Source organism: Amycolatopsis granulosa (genome assembly GCF_011758745.1).
Lineage (GTDB): Bacteria > Actinomycetota > Actinomycetes > Mycobacteriales > Pseudonocardiaceae > Amycolatopsis_E > Amycolatopsis_E granulosa.
Genome location: NZ_JAANOV010000001.1, coordinates 4,950,196 through 4,965,497 on the forward strand (window position 1 = coordinate 4,950,196; position 15,302 = coordinate 4,965,497).

Consider the following 15,302-nt stretch of genomic DNA (forward strand, 5'->3'; position numbering starts at 1 on the left):
GCCCTCACCGTACCGGGCGCGCGGGCCGTTACCCTGGGTTCGATGCGCATCACCGTGTTCCGCAGGCTGATGGCCGACGAGTTCGGCCCCGGCCGGGCGGAGATCCTGGCGAAGGACCACGTTTTCAGCGGCCTGGGCGGCCGGACCGTCGAGCAGGCGCTGGCCGAGGGCACCCCGGCGAAGGAAATCTGGCGGGCGGTGTGCGCCGAGTTCGACGTGCCGCCGGAGCGCCGGTGAGCTCCGCCGGGAAAACCGGCGCTTCCGGGCGTGTCGCCCTTGCCTCGAACACGTGTTCGGCTATTGTGTTGTCCACATCGGGGTCAACGATCCACAGCCTCGTCTCGGCGCCCGGAATTGTCGGACCCCGCCCGTAGTCTCGGGCCCACAGCGAACAAACCCGAATACCAGCCCCACAGGCTCCGCAAACGACGAGGTGGATTTCCATGCCAGCAGCACCCGACAAGGACAAGGCGCTCGAGCTCGCCCTGGCCCAGATCGACAAGCAGTACGGCAAGGGCTCGGTCATGCGGCTGGGCGAGGAGACTCGCCCGCCCATCGGCGTGATCCCGACCGGCGCCATCGCCCTCGACATCGCGCTGGGCATCGGCGGCCTGCCGCGCGGCCGGGTCATCGAGATCTACGGCCCGGAGTCCTCGGGTAAGACGACCGTCGCCCTGCACGCGGTCGCGAATGCCCAGAAGGCCGGCGGCATCGCGGCGTTCATCGACGCCGAGCACGCCCTCGACCCGGAGTACGCCAAGGCGCTCGGCGTCGACACCGACGCGCTGCTGGTGTCCCAGCCCGACACCGGTGAGCAGGCGCTGGAGATCGCGGACATGCTGATCCGCTCCGGCGCGCTCGACATCCTGGTCATCGACTCGGTCGCCGCGCTCGTGCCGCGCGCCGAGATCGAGGGCGAGATGGGCGACTCGCACGTGGGTCTGCAGGCCCGGCTGATGAGCCAGGCGCTGCGGAAGATCACCGGCGCGCTGTCCAACTCCGGCACCACCGCGATCTTCATCAACCAGCTGCGCGAGAAGGTCGGCGTCATGTTCGGCTCGCCGGAGACCACCACCGGTGGTAAGGCGCTGAAGTTCTACGCGTCGGTCCGGCTCGACGTGCGCCGCATCGAAACGCTCAAGGACAGCGGCGAGGCCGTCGGCAACCGCACCCGTGTCAAGGTCGTGAAGAACAAGGTCGCGCCGCCGTTCAAGCAGGCCGAGTTCGACATCCTCTACGGCGTCGGCGTGTCCCGCGAGGGTTCGCTGATCGACATGGGGGTCGACCAGGGCATTCTGCGCAAGTCCGGCGCCTGGTACACCTACGAGGGCGACCAGCTCGGCCAGGGCAAGGAGAACGCGCGGAAGTTCCTGCGGGACAACCCGGACATCGCCAACGAGATCGAGAAGCGGATCAAGGAAAAGCTGGGCATCGGCCCGCAGGTCGACGCCGAGGCGGCCGAGCCCGCCCCGGTCGACTTCTGATCGATGCCGAGGTTCGACCCGGCGGAGCTGTCCCGGGACGAGGCGTGGAAGAAGGCCAAGGAGGTCTGTTTCGACCTCCTGGCCGTCCGCGCCCGCACCAAGGACGAGCTTCGGCAGGCGTTGCGGCGCAAGGGTTTCGACGAGGAGATCCGCGAGCAGCTGCTCGGCAAGCTGGACGACGCCGGGCTGGTCGACGACGCCGCGTTCGCCGAGCAATGGGTGCGTTCGCGCCACGCCTACCAGGGCCTGGCGCGCACCGCGCTGGTCGCCGAGCTGAAGCGCAAGGGCGTCGACGCCGAGGTAGCCGCGCAGGCGGCGGGGGAGATCGACCGCGAGTCCGAGGAGCAGCGGGCGCGTGAGCTGGTGCGCAAGCGCCTCCGCACGATGACCGCGCTGGACGAGCAGACCGCGACCCGCCGCCTGCTCGGCACGCTCGCGCGCAAGGGCTACCCGCAGGGCCTGGCCTACACCGTGGTGCGCGAGGAGCTCCGCAACGCCGGCGCCGACTCCACCCCACTGGACGACGTCGCCCTGGACTGACGGCGTTCGTTCGGATGGACGGCCCCGGCCGCCTGGCGTGCAAGGCCGTGCGCGAGGAGTTCTACCGGGTCGAGCCGGTCCGTCCGGATCACGCAGTCTCGAGGTGACGGCGGACGTCTGCCGGTGTGAGCTTCCGAATGCCGTTGGCACTACTCGGCTCGAAGCTGTCCTGGTCACGCTCGCACCGTCAGGGAAACCACCCGCCTCGGTGGCCAATCGTGCACAGCCCACCGCGTCGGTGGCGGGCTTTTCGCGCCGGGTGATCTGCCCGTTGGTGGTTGCCGCCGACGATCTGGCGGGAGTTCTACGCCTGCGCGTCCCTCCTCGTCACAGATCCCGCCCCTGTCGGCCATCCGGCGGTCACAACAGCGCATCTCGCGCCCATACCAACCGACGACGTCGCCTACCCACTGCCGGTCCACTCACCGACCCGCGACATCCAGCAAAGCCGCACCGAGGGGCGTCAGGACGTACAGCACGCTCCGCCCGGAACGCTCCCGCGCTACCAGGCCGTTCTCCCGCAGGATGCGCAGATGCTGCGAAACCGCGCTGGGCGTGACTCCCATTCGCCGAGCCAGGTCAGTCGTGGTCGCGGGGGAGCGGAGTGCCGCCAGCAGTTCGGCGCGGGGCCTGCCGATCAGCCGGACGGCGTTCCCGGAGGGTGGCCGGACCGACCACAGGGTCCCGCTGCCACGAACCGGATAGCGCACCGTGGTCTGCGTCGTGGTGTAGCATTTGATCATCACGTGTGTCGGGCCGAGCGCGACCGGCATCAGAACGAGTCCTCCCGGACCCGGCTGCACCGTCCGGTCCGCACCCGCCAGCACCAGCCTTTCCGCACGCCAGTCCAGGCTCGGGTGCAGGCCGGCGAACAAGGCGGCCGCCCCACCCGCCGCCAGCTGCCGTGCGCGGAAGGCCACATCCGCCTCGAGGACGGCCCGGATCCGCGGCCAGTGTGGCGCGATCAAGCGGTCGTACGCCGTCCGCAGCTCCCCGGCCAGCGACCGCAGCCCCTCGCACGGCCGGGCAGCCAGTGCGGCGGCGTAACCCGGGAGATCGTCACCGAAGACACGGCGCAGGCTCGCCCGTACCTGGTCGTCCGTGGTCCCGAGCACCGCTTCGAGGTCGTCCTCGAGTGACGGACCCGCGCCTCGCGGCGCCGGAACCAGGAACGAGGGCCAGCTCGCCCGGCAGCCCGTGATCAGCGGCCACACTCCCGGCAGCCGGAGCGGCTTCCGTGCCAGCTCCGCTTCGGCCCACCGCACCCAGGGGAGGTTGCCGGCCCGCCGGACCTGCGCGGCCAGCTGTTGCAGGCCGGCGACTGTCTCCGACAGGGGTGAGATCGCGAATCTGGTCGCCGCCCACTCGGACACACCGAGCTCCACCGTCAAGGGCATGGTCCCGAGTATGTAGCGCCAGGCTGAATCATGTCGCCGACGCCGCCGGCGCTCCACGCTCGATCACATGACGACGATCTTCTGGCGGATGTGGTGTGCCGTGGGCGTCGACGCCTTCGGCGACGGTCAGCTCACGGCCGCGATCCCCTTGCTGGCCGTCACACTCACAGCCGACCCGCGGCTCGTGGCGGTTCTGTCCGCGGTGACCTACCTGCCCTGGCTGTTGCTGGCACTCCCCGCCGGGGTGCTGGTGGACCGATGCGACCGGGCGAACCTGATGTGGCGTGCGCAGACCTCGCGGGCGCTGCTCGCCGCTTTCGCCGCCGCCCTCGCCGCGCTGGACGGCCTGAGCCTGCCCGCGCTGGCGGTCCTCGCGTTCGGGCTCGGCGCGGGTGAGGTGCTGTTGTCCACCGCCGCGCAGGCACACCTGCCCGACGTCGTCGGGAAACCGCTGCTGCCCCGGGCGAACGGCTACCTGCAGGCGATCTCCACGGTGGGCCAGCAGTTCGCCGGACCGCCCCTGGGCGCCCTGCTGGTCGTGGTCGCCGCCACGGTGCCCCTCACCGGCGGCGCCGTGATCTTCGCCCTCTCCGCCGCGATGCTGGCCATGCTGCCCCGGACAGCGCCGGCGACCGGGCCGCGCGCTCGGGTCGCCGACGGCGTCCGCTGGCTGGCCGGGCAGAAGCTGCTCCGCACCCTCGCCGGTTTACTCGCGGTCAACACCTTCTGCGGCCAGCTGGGCAACGCCACGCTCGTCCTGCTGGCCACCCGGGTGCTGCACGTGAGCGGTGGCGGGTACGGCCTTCTGCTCGCCGGCGCGGCTCTAGGCAGTGTGCTCGGCGGGCTGCTCAACGCGCGCCTGGCCGCCACTCTCGGTGCCCTGCGCGCACTGTGCACCGCCCTCTCCGCGAACGTCCTGATCTTTGCCGGGATCGGACTGAGCCCGAACGCGCTCGTCCTCGCCGTCCTGCTGGGCGCCAACGGTTTCGTCACCACCCTGTGGAACATCACCACCGTCGGTCTCCGCCAGCATCTTGTTCCGCCCGAACTCCTCGGCCGGGTCACGAGCCTTTACAAGATGCTCGGGTGGGGACTGATGCCCGTGGGGGCGCTCGCCGGTGGGTTCGTCGCGCACCTGGCCGGTCTCCGCGCCCCGTTTCCGGTAGCGGGAGCGGTTCGCGGGGTCGCGCTCCTCGTGGCGCTTCCGGCCCTGCGCGGGGCCTTACGAGTCCGATGAGGCCCGCAGCGCGGCGCCGATCAGCTCGAGCCCCTCGCGCAGCCGGTCGATCGGCTCGTGGGCGAAGCCGAGCCGGAAGCTGTCGGCGTCGTCGCCGAACCACTCGCCCCGCGCGACCGACACCCCGGACTCGCCCAGGCGCTCGGAGAAGTCCGCCACGCGCACCCGCGCGCCGAGCCGCAGGCAGCAGAACGCGCCCGCGTCCGGCCGGATCCACGTCACCCGGCCGTCCTGCCGTGAGATCCACTCCGCGACCACCTCGAGCGCCGCCGTCATCCGCGCCCGCTTGCCGGCGAGCACGTCGTCCGCCCGGCGCAGCAGCTCCAGCGCGAGGAACTCGTCCAGCGTGCCGCACGCCACCGCGCTCGTGAACTTCGCCCGGCGCAGCTCCTCGTACCACCCGGCGTCGCGCACCGTCAGCCACCCGATCCGCAGCCCGGGCGCGCCGTGCGCCTTCGAGAACGACCCGCACGTCATCACCTGGGGCGACAACGACGCGAACGACGGTATCGCGGTATACGCCGCTTCGCGGTAGTTCTCGTCGATCAGCAGCATCGCCTCCGGGCACACCGACGCCATGGCCGCCAGCGCCGCGTCGATCTCGTCCGGGGTGAACGCCACCCCCGCCGGGTTCTGCGGCGTCGCCAGCATCACCAGCCGCGTCCGCGGCGACAGCGCATCCCGTAGCGCGGCCACGTCCAGCCGGTATCCGTCGTCGAACCGCAGCCGCACCGTCCGCACCTGTTCGGCGAGCCCCTGCGCCAGCCCCAGCATCGGCGGGTACCCGGGCTGCACCACCACGACCTCGCCCGCGGCGATCAACCCGGTGAGGAACAGGGCCGTGCCCGCGCCCGTCGTGACCAGCACTTCGTCCGCGGACACCCCGAGCCGCTCGCCCAGCAGCTTGCGCAGCTCCACCTGCCCGGCGGAAGTGCCGTAGCCCAGCGGGAAGTCCGCCAGCCGGCCGGCGTCGACGAGGTCGGCGACCGTCAGGTCACCGCAGGTGCTCTCGGCGAGGTCGTAACGGGGGCGGTCATCCAGCAGGCCGGTCATCGCGCTGGGCGGGAAACGTCGCATGTCTGTCACCCTGACACTCCGGACCGGTACCGGCCAGTGCCAATGGGGCCGCATTGGCACCCGGGTAGGCGTCCCACGCCTGCCGCAGCCGCCGTACCGCCTCGGTCAACGTCTCCCTCGGGAGGGTGAACGGCACCCTGATGTGCTCGCCGCTGGACTCGTGCGCGGCCAGCGAACTGCCCTCGAGCAGCGCGACCCCGTACCGCAACGCGAACTGGGCGAAGCGCCGCGAGTCCACGCCCGGCAGCCGGATCCACAGCGTCTGCCCGCCCGCCGGGGTCCGGAACTCCCACGACGGGACCGCCGCGCGCAGGTCCCGCACCACCTGGTCGCGCCGGTCCCGCAGCTCACGCTGCCGCTGTTCGCGCAGCTCGCCCAGCCGCGCGAACAGCCCGACCCCGATCGCCTGCGCGACGACGTCGGTGCCGAGGTCGGCGACCGCCTTGAGCCGCGCCAGGTCCGCCGCCGTCCGGGCATCGGTGCGGACCCACCCGATCCGCACACCGCCCCAGATCAGCTTGCTCAGCGACCCGACGCTGATCACCCCGTCGCCGTGGCGGGCGAGCGGTGCGGGCGGCGGGCCGTCGAGCGCGAGGTCGGCGAGCACGTGGTCGTCCACCAGCGGTACCCCGTGCGCGGCGCACAGCGCCACCACCCGCCGTGCCGCGGCCGGCGGCAGCACCGAGCCGGTCGGGTTCTGGAACGCCGGCACCAGGTACACCAGCCTGGCCCCGGCAACCACCTCCGCCAGCGCCGGGACCGATACGCCGTCGGCGGTCAGCGGTACCCCGAGGATGCGCGCCCCGGTCCCGCGGAACGCGTCGATCGCCCCCGGATAGGTCAGCTCCTCGACCACCACCGTGTCGCCGGGCCGCGCGAACAGCTGGGCCAGCAGTGAAATCCCTTGCTGCGCACCCGAGGTCACCACGATCTGGCCGGGTTCGGTCGGCAGTCCCCGCGCCGTGTAGGAGTCCGCGATCGCCTGCCGCAGCGCCGGGATCCCGGACGGGTGGTAGCCGATCCCGAAGTCACCGACCATGCCGGCGGCCTCGGCGACCAGATCCGGGAAGTCCGCGGGCTGGGGTGGCGCGGCGCAGGTGAGGTCGATCAGGTCCGGCACCGGGTCGAGCAGGTGCAGGAACATCGGGTTGAACTGGCTGACCACGCCGCGGCCGGGCCGGGGCGGGCGGCGCACGAACGTCCCGCTGCCGCGCCGCCGATCGACGAGCCCGTGGTCACGTAGCACGTCGTAGGCGGCGACCGCGGTGTTGCGGCTGACCGCCAGCTCGGCCGCCAGTGCCCGTTCGGTCGGCAGCCGCCCGTCCGCCGGGATCTCGCCGCGCTCGATCAGCGCCTCCAGCCGCGCGGCCAGCTTCTGGTAGAGCGCCTCCCGCCCGCTCGACCACCGCCCGAGCAGCTCCGCGAGCCGGCCAGCGTGCATGTCGTCCTCCTCAATCGACGGCGACCACCGCGCCGTCCGGTCCCAGGCGGGTGGTCCGCAGCACCGGGCCGCGCGCTTCGCGCACCCACCACGCGCCAGTCTCCCGGCGCTCCCGTGGGGTGGTGAAGCGGTACCGGTAGAGATTCGCCCGCACGTAGGTCGGACGTCCGCCGTGGAACGGGTCGTGCCGCAGCAGCTTCAGCGTCTCCGGGTCGGCGGCCAGCAGCTTCTCCGCCAGACCCGGCAGCCACGACTGGGCGTACCGGGTGGACAGCGCGGCGAACCACATCAGCCAGTCCAGCCGCAGGTGGTACGGCGCGAACTGCGGTGGACGGCGCCGCGGGTCCCCGGGTTTGCCCTTGAACTCGTACTCACGCCACACCGCGTCCTCAGCGGGCCGGGGATCGTCGGTTGCCTCGATGACGATCTCGTGCCGCACCTTGGTGACGCTGCCGAACGCGCCGTAGGTGTTGACCAGGTGCAGCCGGTCGAAGCTGGTGTTCATGACCTGCCGCCGCGACACCAGGTTCCGGGCCGGGCGGTAGCTGAGCACGACGACCAGCACGGTCAGCCCGATCACGAGACCGCGGTGCCACCACGGCGATCCGGGCAGCGGTGGGGCCTGCACCGGGAAGATGTCCACAACGGACACCGCGAGGGTGATCGTGAGGAAGTTCAGCCACGCGAAGTTGCCGCTGGCGACCAGCCACAGCTGTGTCGCGATCATCAGCAGCGCGGCCGCGCTCGCGGCCGGCTGCGGCGCGAACAACGCGAACGGCACGACGAGCTGGGTGCCGTGGCTGGCCGCGGCTTCCACCTTGTGCAGTGGTCTGGGCAGGTGGTGGAAGTACCAGCTCAGCGGGCCGGGCATGGGCTGGGTTTCGTGGTGGTAGCAGAGGCAGGTCAGGTCGCGCCAGCACGCGTCGCCGCGCATCTTGATCAGCCCGGCGCCGAACTCGAGCCGGAACAGCACCCAGCGCAGCAGCCACAGCACGAGCACTGGTGGTGCCGTGTCCGCCGGGCCGAGGAAGATCGCCAGGAACCCGGTTTCGAGCAGCAGTGATTCCCAGCCGAAGGAGTACCACAGCTGCCCGACGTTGACGATCGACTGGTACAGCAGCCACGGCACCGTCCACCCCAGCATCGCGGCCCACACCGGCAGGTGGTCGGGCAACCCGAGTACGAGCGCCGAGGACACCACGACGCCGGCCCACGCCACGGTCGCGAACAGCCGGTCCGTGTAGCGCCAGTGGAACAGGCTGGGCGCGCGGCGGAACGGCACCCGGCGCACGAAGTCCGGTACCGGCAGCAGGCCGTGCTCGCCGAGCAGCGGCTTGAACTGCAACGCCGCGGTGAGGAACGCGACCAGGTAGATCGCCGCGAGCAGGCGCTGGAACACCAGCCGGGCCGCCCAGTAACCCGGATCGGTGAACCACTCCCACGTCACGGCGATCTCCCCGGTCGCGACCTGCCGCGGGGCGGGTACCCCGGCGGCCCGGCCCCCAACCGGGGAGCCGGGCCGTCCGCGGAGACGGGGGCCCGCTGGGGTCAGCGCAGTGCCGCGGCCTCGCGCGCCAGCTGCTCGATCCGGCCGAAGTCACCCGCCGTGACGGCATCCGCCGGCGTCAGCCAGGACCCGCCGACACAGCCCACTGTGGACAGTGCCAGGTACTTCGGCGCGTTCTCCGGGGAGATCCCGCCGGTGGGGCAGAACCGCAGCCCCGGCAACGGCCCGGCCAGCGCCTTGAGGTACGCCACGCCGCCGCTGGCCTCGGCGGGGAAGAACTTCAGCGCGGTGATCCCGTGCTCGGCGACCCGCATCGCCTCGGACACCGTGCTCACGCCCGGCAGGAACGGCAGCCCGGTGCCGGACACGGCTTCCAGCAGCCGGTCCGTGCAGCCCGGTGTGACCAGGAACGCCGAGCCCGCGTCCGCCGCCTGCCTGGCCTGTCCGGGCGTCACCACGGTGCCCGCACCGACCACGATGTCCGGCACCTCGGCGGCCACCCGCTCGATGGCGGCGAGCCCGGCGGGCGTGCGCAGCGTCAGCTCGATCGCCCTGATCCCGCCCGCGACCAGCGCCTTCGCCAGCGGCACCGCGTCCGCCGCGTCGTCCACCACGACGACCGGCAGCACCGCGGACAGCTGGAGCACGTCATGACCTGTCTTCACGTCTCTCCTCACACTCGCGCGAATCACACCCGCGCCGGTGCACCGAAGTGCGCCGGGGTCATCGGCCCGAAGACACCGGCGCCCTGGTCGGCCGGCCCGACCGCGCGCCGCAGCGCGGTGAACAGCTCGCGCCCGGTGCCGACCCAGGCTGCCTCGTCCGGCGGTGCGTCCCGCACCGGCCGCGCGGCCAGCTCGGCCTCGTCGACCAGCACGTCGAGCCGCCCGGCCCCGGCGTCGACCACCACGACGTCGCCGTCGGCGACCCGGGCCAGCGGGCCGCCGGCGGCGGCTTCCGGGGTCACCTGGATCGCGGCCGGGATCTTGCCGGACGCGCCGGACATCCGGCCGTCGGTGACCAGTGCCACCCGGTGGCCGCGGTCCATCAGCACGCCGAGCGCGGGCGTGAGGCCGTGCAGCTCCGGCATGCCGTTGGCCTGCGGTCCCTGGTTGCGGATCACCACCACGACATCCCGGTCGAGCTCACCGGCCCGGAACGCCTCCGTGAACGCGTCCTGGCTGGTGAAGACCCGGGCCGGCGCGCGCACCACGCGGTGCTCCGGGGCGACCGCGGACACCTTGATCACGGCGCGGCCGAGGCTGCCGGAGAGCATCCGCAGCCCGCCGTCGGGTGCGAACGGGTTGTCCACCGGCCGCAGTACGTCCTCGTCCAGGCTGTGGGCCGGCACCTCGCGCCACCGCAGCGAACCGCCGTCCAGCACCGGTTCCGAGCGGTACCGCGACAGCCCGTCCCCGGCGACCGTCCGGACGTCGGGGTTCAGCAGCCCGGCGTCGAGCAGCGTGCCGACCAGGACCTGCACGCCGCCGGCCGCGTGGAAGTGGTTGATGTCCGCGCTGCCGTTGGGGTAGACGCTGGCGAGCAGCGGCACGACCGAGGACAGGTCGGCGAAGTCGTCCCAGGTCAGCTGGATCCCCGCGGCGGCCGCGATCGCGACCAGGTGCATGGTGTGGTTGGTGGACCCGCCGGTGGCCAGCAGCGCCACCACGCCGTTGACCACCGAGCGCTCGCTGACCACCTCCGCCAGCGGCGTGTACTCGCCGGTCCGGGACAGCGCGACCACGCGGCGCGCGGCCTCCTCGGTCAGCGCCTTGCGCAGCGGCGTGCCCGGGTGCACGAAGCTCGCGCCGGGCAGGTGCAGGCCCATCACCTCGACAACCAGCTGGTTGGAGTTGGCGGTGCCGTAGAACGTGCAGGTGCCCGCCGAGTGGTAGGACGCGGACTCGGCCGCCAGGAGCTCCTCGCGGGTGGCGCGGCCCTCGGCGTGCAGCTGCCGCACGCGGGCCTTCTCCTTGTTGGGCAGACCGGAGGTCATCGGCCCGGCCGGCACCAGGATCGCCGGCAGGTGCCCGAAGGCCAGCGCGCCGATCAGCAGGCCGGGCACGATCTTGTCGCACACGCCGAGCAGCAGCGTGCCGTCGAACATCTCGTGGGACAGGGCGATGCCGGTGGCCATCGCGATGACCTCGCGGCTGAACAGGGACAGCTCCATCCCGGCGCGGCCCTGGGTGATGCCGTCGCACATGGCGGGCACGCCGCCGGCGAACTGGGCGACCCCGCCTGCCTCGCGCGCGGCGTCCTTGATCCACGCGGGGAACTCGTCCAGCGGCTGGTGCGCGGACAGCAGGTCGTTGTAGGCCGAGACGATCGCGATGCCGGGCTTGCGCAGCCCGCGCAGTGCGATGCGATCGGCTCCGCCGCAGGCGGCGAATCCGTGGGCGAGGTTGCTGCAGGCGAGGCCGGCGCGGGCGGGTCCTTCGGCACGGGCGGCGGCCATGCGCGCCAGGTAGGCGCTGCGGGTGGCGGCACTGCGCGCGGCGATGCGCCGGGTGACTTCCTCGACGACGGGGTGGACGGGTGTTCGGGCTTCGGGCACGGGAGAACCACCTGGAACTCGTCGGCTGGTCCGGCTGACGGCTTCGCTGGCGTCGCACGGTCGTGGCAGTGGCCACAGTAGCTGGCGGGCGGGCCTGTACAAAATCGATTAAGAAGATCGTTTCAGGTGACCGTCGTCACATACCCGATCTAGGGTGTGTTACTTGTCACATTGCAGACCGGGCGGCAGAGTCGCTAGTAGCCGCCGCATCAACCGGAGGTAGTCATGACCACCACCGAACTCGCCGAACTGCGCCGCACGATCGGCCAGCTCAAGCAGTGCGTCGGCGCGCTGCGGTCGCGCTACGGCGACGCCTCCGCGGTCCGCCGGCTGGCCAACGACATCGAGCGGCTGGACATCGACGCGAGCGACCTGGAGCAGCCCGGCGTCCCGGCGCAGCCGCGGCCGCTCGACCCGTCGGCCGTCGTGAAGATCCCCGACGGCCCGTACGACCCGGCCCTGTGGCAGGGGGCCGACGACGAAGGGGTCGGCGGATACCACCGTGACCAGCGGTGAGCGCGCCCGCCACCGGCGACACCACGGCGGGGCGCGCCCGGATCAGCGCGCGCACCCTGCGCACCGACCGGTGGTGGGTCCCCCCGCTGTTCACCACGCTGGGCCTGGCCGCGTTCGTGATCTACGCGGGCGTCCGGTCCTTCGTGCGCACCGCGTACTACGTGCCGGAGTACCACTACCTGACGCCGTTCTACTCGCCGTGTCTGAGTGACTCGTGCGTGCCGGGGTCGTCCCACTTCGGCACGCCGTTCGGCGCGCTGCCGGGCTGGATCCCGCTGGCGTTCCTGTCGCTGCCGTTCCTGCTCGGCTTCCGGCTGACCTGCTACTACTACCGCAAGGCGTACTACCGGTCGGTGTGGTTCTCCCCGCCCGCGTGCGCCGTCGCCGAACCGCACGGCCGCTACACCGGGGAGACGCGGCTGCCGCTGATCCTGCAGAACGCGCACCGCTACTTCTTCTACGTCGCCTTCCTCATCTCGGTCATCAACACCTACGACGCGGTCATCGCCTTCCACGGCCGCACCGGCGGGTTCGGCTTCGGGCTGGGCAACCTGGTCCTGGCCGGCAACGTGATCATGCTCTGGGCCTACACCCTGTCCTGCCACTCGTGCCGGCACGTGGTCGGCGGGCGGCTCAAACACTTCTCCCGGCACCCGGTGCGGTACTGGCTGTGGACCCAGGTCACCCGCCTCAACAACCGGCACATGCTGCTGGCCTGGATCACCCTCGGGACGCTCGTCGTCACCGACCTCTACGTGATGCTCGTGGCGAGCGGCGTGTTCCCCGATCCGCGTTTCGTGGACTGACCGGCACGACGTGGACTGACCGGCACGACAAGGACGACAAGGACGACAAGGACCAGGTGGGCAGGCCATGGCGGAAGTCGAGCGGCACAGCTACGACGTGGTGGTGATCGGCGCCGGTGGCGCCGGTCTGCGCGCGGTGATCGAGGCGCGGCAGCGCGGGCTGTCGGTGGCGGTGGTGTGCAAGTCGCTGTTCGGCAAGGCGCACACGGTCATGGCCGAGGGCGGGTGCGCCGCGGCGATGGGCAACGCGAACGAGCGGGACAGCTGGCAGGTGCACTTCCGGGACACCATGCGCGGCGGCAAGTTCCTCAACAACTGGCGGATGGCCGAGCTGCACGCGAAGGAGGCACCGGACCGGGTGTGGGAGCTGGAGACCTACGGCGCGCTGTTCGACCGCACCCCGGACGGGCGGATCAGCCAGCGCAACTTCGGCGGCCACACCTATCCCCGGCTGGCGCACGTCGGCGACCGGACCGGACTCGAGCTGATCCGCACCATGCAGCAGAAGATCGTTTCGTTGCAGCAGGAGGACCTGCGGGAGTTCGGCGACTACGAGGCCAAGCTGAAGGTCTTCGCCGAGTGCACGATCACCGAACTGCTCAAGGACGGCGACCGGATCGCGGGGGCGTTCGGGTACTGGCGGGAAAGCGGCCGGTTCATCCTGTTCGAGACGCCGGCCGTGGTGCTCGCGACCGGCGGCATCGGCAAGTCGTTCAAGGTCACCTCGAACTCGTGGGAGTACACCGGTGACGGGCACGCGCTCGCGCTGCGCGCCGGGGCCGATCTGATCAACATGGAGTTCGTCCAGTTCCACCCGACCGGCATGGTGTGGCCGCCGAGCGTCAAGGGCATCCTGGTCACCGAGGGCGTGCGCGGGGACGGCGGCGTGCTGAAGAACTCCGACGGCAAGCGGTTCATGTTCGACTACGTGCCGGACGTGTTCAAGGGCCAGTACGCCGACTCCGAGGACGAGGCCGACCGCTGGTACACCGACCAGGAGAACAACCGCCGCACGCCGGACCTGCTGCCGCGCGACGAAGTGGCGCGGGCGATCAACTCGGAGGTCAAGGCCGGGCGCGGCTCCCCGCACGGGGGCGTGTTCCTGGACATCGCCAGCCGGATGAACGCGGAGGAGATCCGCCGCCGGCTGCCGTCGATGTACCACCAGTTCAAGGAACTGGCCGATGTGGACATCACCGCCGAGGCGATGGAGGTCGGCCCGACCTGCCACTACGTGATGGGCGGCATCGAGGTCGACCCGGACACGGCGGCCTCCAGTGTGCGCGGGCTGTTCGCCGCGGGGGAGTGCTCCGGCGGGATGCACGGGTCGAACCGGCTGGGCGGCAACTCGCTGTCCGATCTGCTGGTGTTCGGCCGCCGGGCGGGTCTCGGCGCGGCGTCCTATGTGGAGAGCCTGGAGTCCCGCCCGTCGGTGCGGGAGTCCGATGTGGACCGCGCGGCCCGTACCGCGCTGGTGCCCTTCGACCCGCCCGCGGAGGGGGTCGAGGAGAACCCCTACACGCTGCACAGCGAGCTCCAGCAGTCGATGAACGACCTGGTCGGCATCATCCGCAAGTCCGAGGAGATCGAGCAGGCGCTGGCGAAGCTGGACGAGATCAAGAAACGGATCCGCAACGTCACCGTCGAGGGGCACCGGCAGTTCAACCCGGGCTGGCACCTGGCGGTGGACCTGCGCAACATGCTGCTGGTCAGCGAATGCGTGGCGCGCGCGGCGCTGATGCGCACCGAGAGCCGCGGCGGGCACACGCGGGACGACTACCCGCAGATGGACTCCCGCTGGCGCAACACGCTGCTGGTGTGCAGCGCCTCCGGCGACGATCCGCTGGCCCTGCACGTCAGCGTCACACCGAAGGACCAGCAGCCGATGCGGGCCGACCTGCTGGAGCTGTTCGAGCTGAGCGAGCTGGAGAAGTACTACACCGGTGACGAGCTGACCGGGCACCCGGGGAGGCGGTCATGAGCTACAAGGCGTCGTTCCGGGTCTGGCGCGGCGACGCGTCCGGCGGCGGGCTGCAGGAATTCACCGTCGAGGTCAACGAGGGCGAGGTCGTGCTCGACATCATCCACCGGCTGCAGGCCACCCAGTGCTCCGACCTGGCCGTGCGGTGGAACTGCAAGGCCGGCAAGTGCGGCTCGTGCTCGGCGGAGATCAACGGGCGGCCCCGGCTGCTGTGCATGACGCGGATGTCGGTGTTCGCCGAGGACGAGGTCGTCACCGTCACGCCGATGCGGACGTTCCCGGTGATCCGCGATCTGGTCACCGACGTGTCGTACAACTACACCAAGGCACGCGAGATCCCCGCGTTCACGCCGCCGCCGGGCCTGAAACCGGGCGAGTACCGGATGAAGCAGGCCGACGTGGAACGGTCGCAGGAGTTCCGCAAGTGCATCGAGTGCTACCTGTGCCAGAACACCTGCCACGTCATCCGCGACCACGAGGAGAACAAGGAGCACTTCGCCGGGCCGCGGTACCTGATGCGGATCGCCGAGCTGGAGATGCACCCGCTCGACGTGGCCGACCGCCGCCCGGCCGCGCAGGCCGAGCACGGGCTGGGCTACTGCAACATCACCAAGTGCTGCACGGAGGTCTGCCCGGAGAACATCCACATCACCGACAACGCGCTGATCCCGATGAAGGAGCGCGTGGCGGACCGCCGGTACGACCCGGTGGTCTGGCTGGGCAGCAAGATCTTCCGGCGGAAGGCGGAGTAGCTGGCCG

Annotated in this window: 14 protein-coding genes; 8 read left to right on the top strand and 6 right to left on the bottom strand. The window is 71.5% G+C overall.

The features are described from left to right. The first annotated feature begins 42 nt into the window (after positions 1–42). From FHX45_RS24300 to FHX45_RS24310, 3 genes are all read left to right on the top strand, one after another. Positions 43–237, top strand: a complete 195-nt coding sequence (locus FHX45_RS24300) for a DUF3046 domain-containing protein (RefSeq protein WP_167106380.1) — start codon at positions 43–45, stop codon at positions 235–237. Positions 238–443: 206 nt separating this feature from the next. Then, positions 444–1,484 carry a recombinase RecA gene (gene recA, locus FHX45_RS24305; protein WP_017983956.1) on the top strand — a complete coding sequence of 347 codons (1,041 nt, stop codon included), beginning with the start codon at positions 444–446 and terminating at the stop codon, positions 1,482–1,484. A gap of 3 nt (positions 1,485–1,487) precedes the next feature. Beyond that, positions 1,488–2,024, top strand: coding sequence for a regulatory protein RecX (locus FHX45_RS24310; protein ID WP_167106383.1), 537 nt, complete (start codon positions 1,488–1,490; stop codon positions 2,022–2,024). Positions 2,025–2,446: 422 nt separating this feature from the next. On the opposite strand, the gene FHX45_RS24315 is transcribed toward FHX45_RS24310, so the two are convergent. Beyond that, complete coding sequence (locus tag FHX45_RS24315; protein WP_208406086.1) at positions 2,447–3,421, bottom strand: ArsR/SmtB family transcription factor; 975 nt, start codon at positions 3,419–3,421, stop codon at positions 2,447–2,449. Positions 3,422–3,488: 67 nt separating this feature from the next. Between FHX45_RS24315 and FHX45_RS24320 the strand changes: the two genes are divergently transcribed. Beyond that, the gene (locus tag FHX45_RS24320; RefSeq protein WP_167106386.1) at positions 3,489–4,658 is read left to right on the top strand and encodes an MFS transporter; all 1,170 of its coding nucleotides are present in this window, start codon (positions 3,489–3,491) and stop codon (positions 4,656–4,658) included. Here FHX45_RS24320 and FHX45_RS24325 read toward each other — a convergent pair. The 5 genes from FHX45_RS24325 to edd form a co-directional block, all read right to left on the bottom strand. Next, positions 4,644–5,735 (bottom strand): pyridoxal phosphate-dependent aminotransferase, encoded by a 1,092-nt coding sequence (locus tag FHX45_RS24325; RefSeq protein ID WP_243869208.1) that lies wholly within the window; start codon positions 5,733–5,735, stop codon positions 4,644–4,646. The genes FHX45_RS24320 and FHX45_RS24325 overlap by 15 nt on opposite strands. Beyond that, the gene (locus tag FHX45_RS24330) at positions 5,692–7,176 is read right to left on the bottom strand and encodes an aminotransferase-like domain-containing protein (protein WP_167106389.1); all 1,485 of its coding nucleotides are present in this window, start codon (positions 7,174–7,176) and stop codon (positions 5,692–5,694) included. Before FHX45_RS24330 ends, FHX45_RS24325 begins: the two co-directional genes overlap by 44 nt. A 10-nt stretch (positions 7,177–7,186) precedes the next feature. Then, the gene (locus tag FHX45_RS24335) at positions 7,187–8,623 is read right to left on the bottom strand and encodes a lipase maturation factor family protein (protein WP_167106392.1); all 1,437 of its coding nucleotides are present in this window, start codon (positions 8,621–8,623) and stop codon (positions 7,187–7,189) included. A 101-nt stretch (positions 8,624–8,724) separates the two neighbouring features. Continuing rightward, positions 8,725–9,348, bottom strand: coding sequence for a bifunctional 4-hydroxy-2-oxoglutarate aldolase/2-dehydro-3-deoxy-phosphogluconate aldolase (gene eda, locus FHX45_RS24340; RefSeq protein ID WP_167106395.1), 624 nt, complete (start codon positions 9,346–9,348; stop codon positions 8,725–8,727). Between the two features lie 23 nt (positions 9,349–9,371). Further along, a complete protein-coding gene (gene edd / locus FHX45_RS24345) occupies positions 9,372–11,240 on the bottom strand; it encodes a phosphogluconate dehydratase (RefSeq protein WP_167106398.1) in 1,869 nt (622 codons plus the stop codon). A 225-nt stretch (positions 11,241–11,465) separates the two neighbouring features. On the opposite strand from edd, the gene FHX45_RS24350 reads away from it, so the two are divergent. The 4 genes from FHX45_RS24350 (at position 11,466) to FHX45_RS24365 (ending at position 15,295) form a co-directional block, all read left to right on the top strand. Further along, entirely contained in the window at positions 11,466–11,756 is a 291-nt protein-coding gene (locus tag FHX45_RS24350) for a hypothetical protein (RefSeq protein WP_167106401.1), read from the top strand. After that, on the top strand, positions 11,753–12,562 hold the full coding sequence (locus FHX45_RS24355) for a hypothetical protein (protein ID WP_167106404.1): 810 nt from the start codon (positions 11,753–11,755) through the stop codon (positions 12,560–12,562). Before FHX45_RS24350 ends, FHX45_RS24355 begins: the two co-directional genes overlap by 4 nt. A gap of 67 nt (positions 12,563–12,629) precedes the next feature. Next, on the top strand, positions 12,630–14,543 hold the full coding sequence (locus FHX45_RS24360; RefSeq protein ID WP_167106406.1) for a fumarate reductase/succinate dehydrogenase flavoprotein subunit: 1,914 nt from the start codon (positions 12,630–12,632) through the stop codon (positions 14,541–14,543). Then, a complete protein-coding gene (locus FHX45_RS24365; protein WP_167106409.1) occupies positions 14,540–15,295 on the top strand; it encodes a succinate dehydrogenase/fumarate reductase iron-sulfur subunit in 756 nt (251 codons plus the stop codon). Before FHX45_RS24360 ends, FHX45_RS24365 begins: the two co-directional genes overlap by 4 nt. The last annotated feature ends 7 nt before the right edge of the window (positions 15,296–15,302 follow it).

What these genes read in the sequence shown, in the direction of transcription:
- FHX45_RS24310 (WP_167106383.1), top strand. Translation starts at nt 1,488, where the DNA reads ATGCCGAGGTTCGACCCGGCGGAGCTGTCCCGGGACGAGGCGTGGAAG.
- FHX45_RS24300 (WP_167106380.1), top strand. Translation starts at nt 43, where the DNA reads ATGCGCATCACCGTGTTCCGCAGGCTGATGGCCGACGAGTTCGGCCCC.
- FHX45_RS24365 (WP_167106409.1), top strand. Translation starts at nt 14,540, where the DNA reads ATGAGCTACAAGGCGTCGTTCCGGGTCTGGCGCGGCGACGCGTCCGGC.
- FHX45_RS24315 (WP_208406086.1), bottom strand. Translation starts at nt 3,421, where the DNA reads ATGCCCTTGACGGTGGAGCTCGGTGTGTCCGAGTGGGCGGCGACCAGA.
- FHX45_RS24320 (WP_167106386.1), top strand. Translation starts at nt 3,489, where the DNA reads ATGACGACGATCTTCTGGCGGATGTGGTGTGCCGTGGGCGTCGACGCC.
- FHX45_RS24325 (WP_243869208.1), bottom strand. Translation starts at nt 5,735, where the DNA reads ATGCGACGTTTCCCGCCCAGCGCGATGACCGGCCTGCTGGATGACCGC.
- FHX45_RS24360 (WP_167106406.1), top strand. Translation starts at nt 12,630, where the DNA reads ATGGCGGAAGTCGAGCGGCACAGCTACGACGTGGTGGTGATCGGCGCC.
- recA (WP_017983956.1), top strand. Translation starts at nt 444, where the DNA reads ATGCCAGCAGCACCCGACAAGGACAAGGCGCTCGAGCTCGCCCTGGCC.
- FHX45_RS24330 (WP_167106389.1), bottom strand. Translation starts at nt 7,176, where the DNA reads ATGCACGCTGGCCGGCTCGCGGAGCTGCTCGGGCGGTGGTCGAGCGGG.
- FHX45_RS24350 (WP_167106401.1), top strand. Translation starts at nt 11,466, where the DNA reads ATGACCACCACCGAACTCGCCGAACTGCGCCGCACGATCGGCCAGCTC.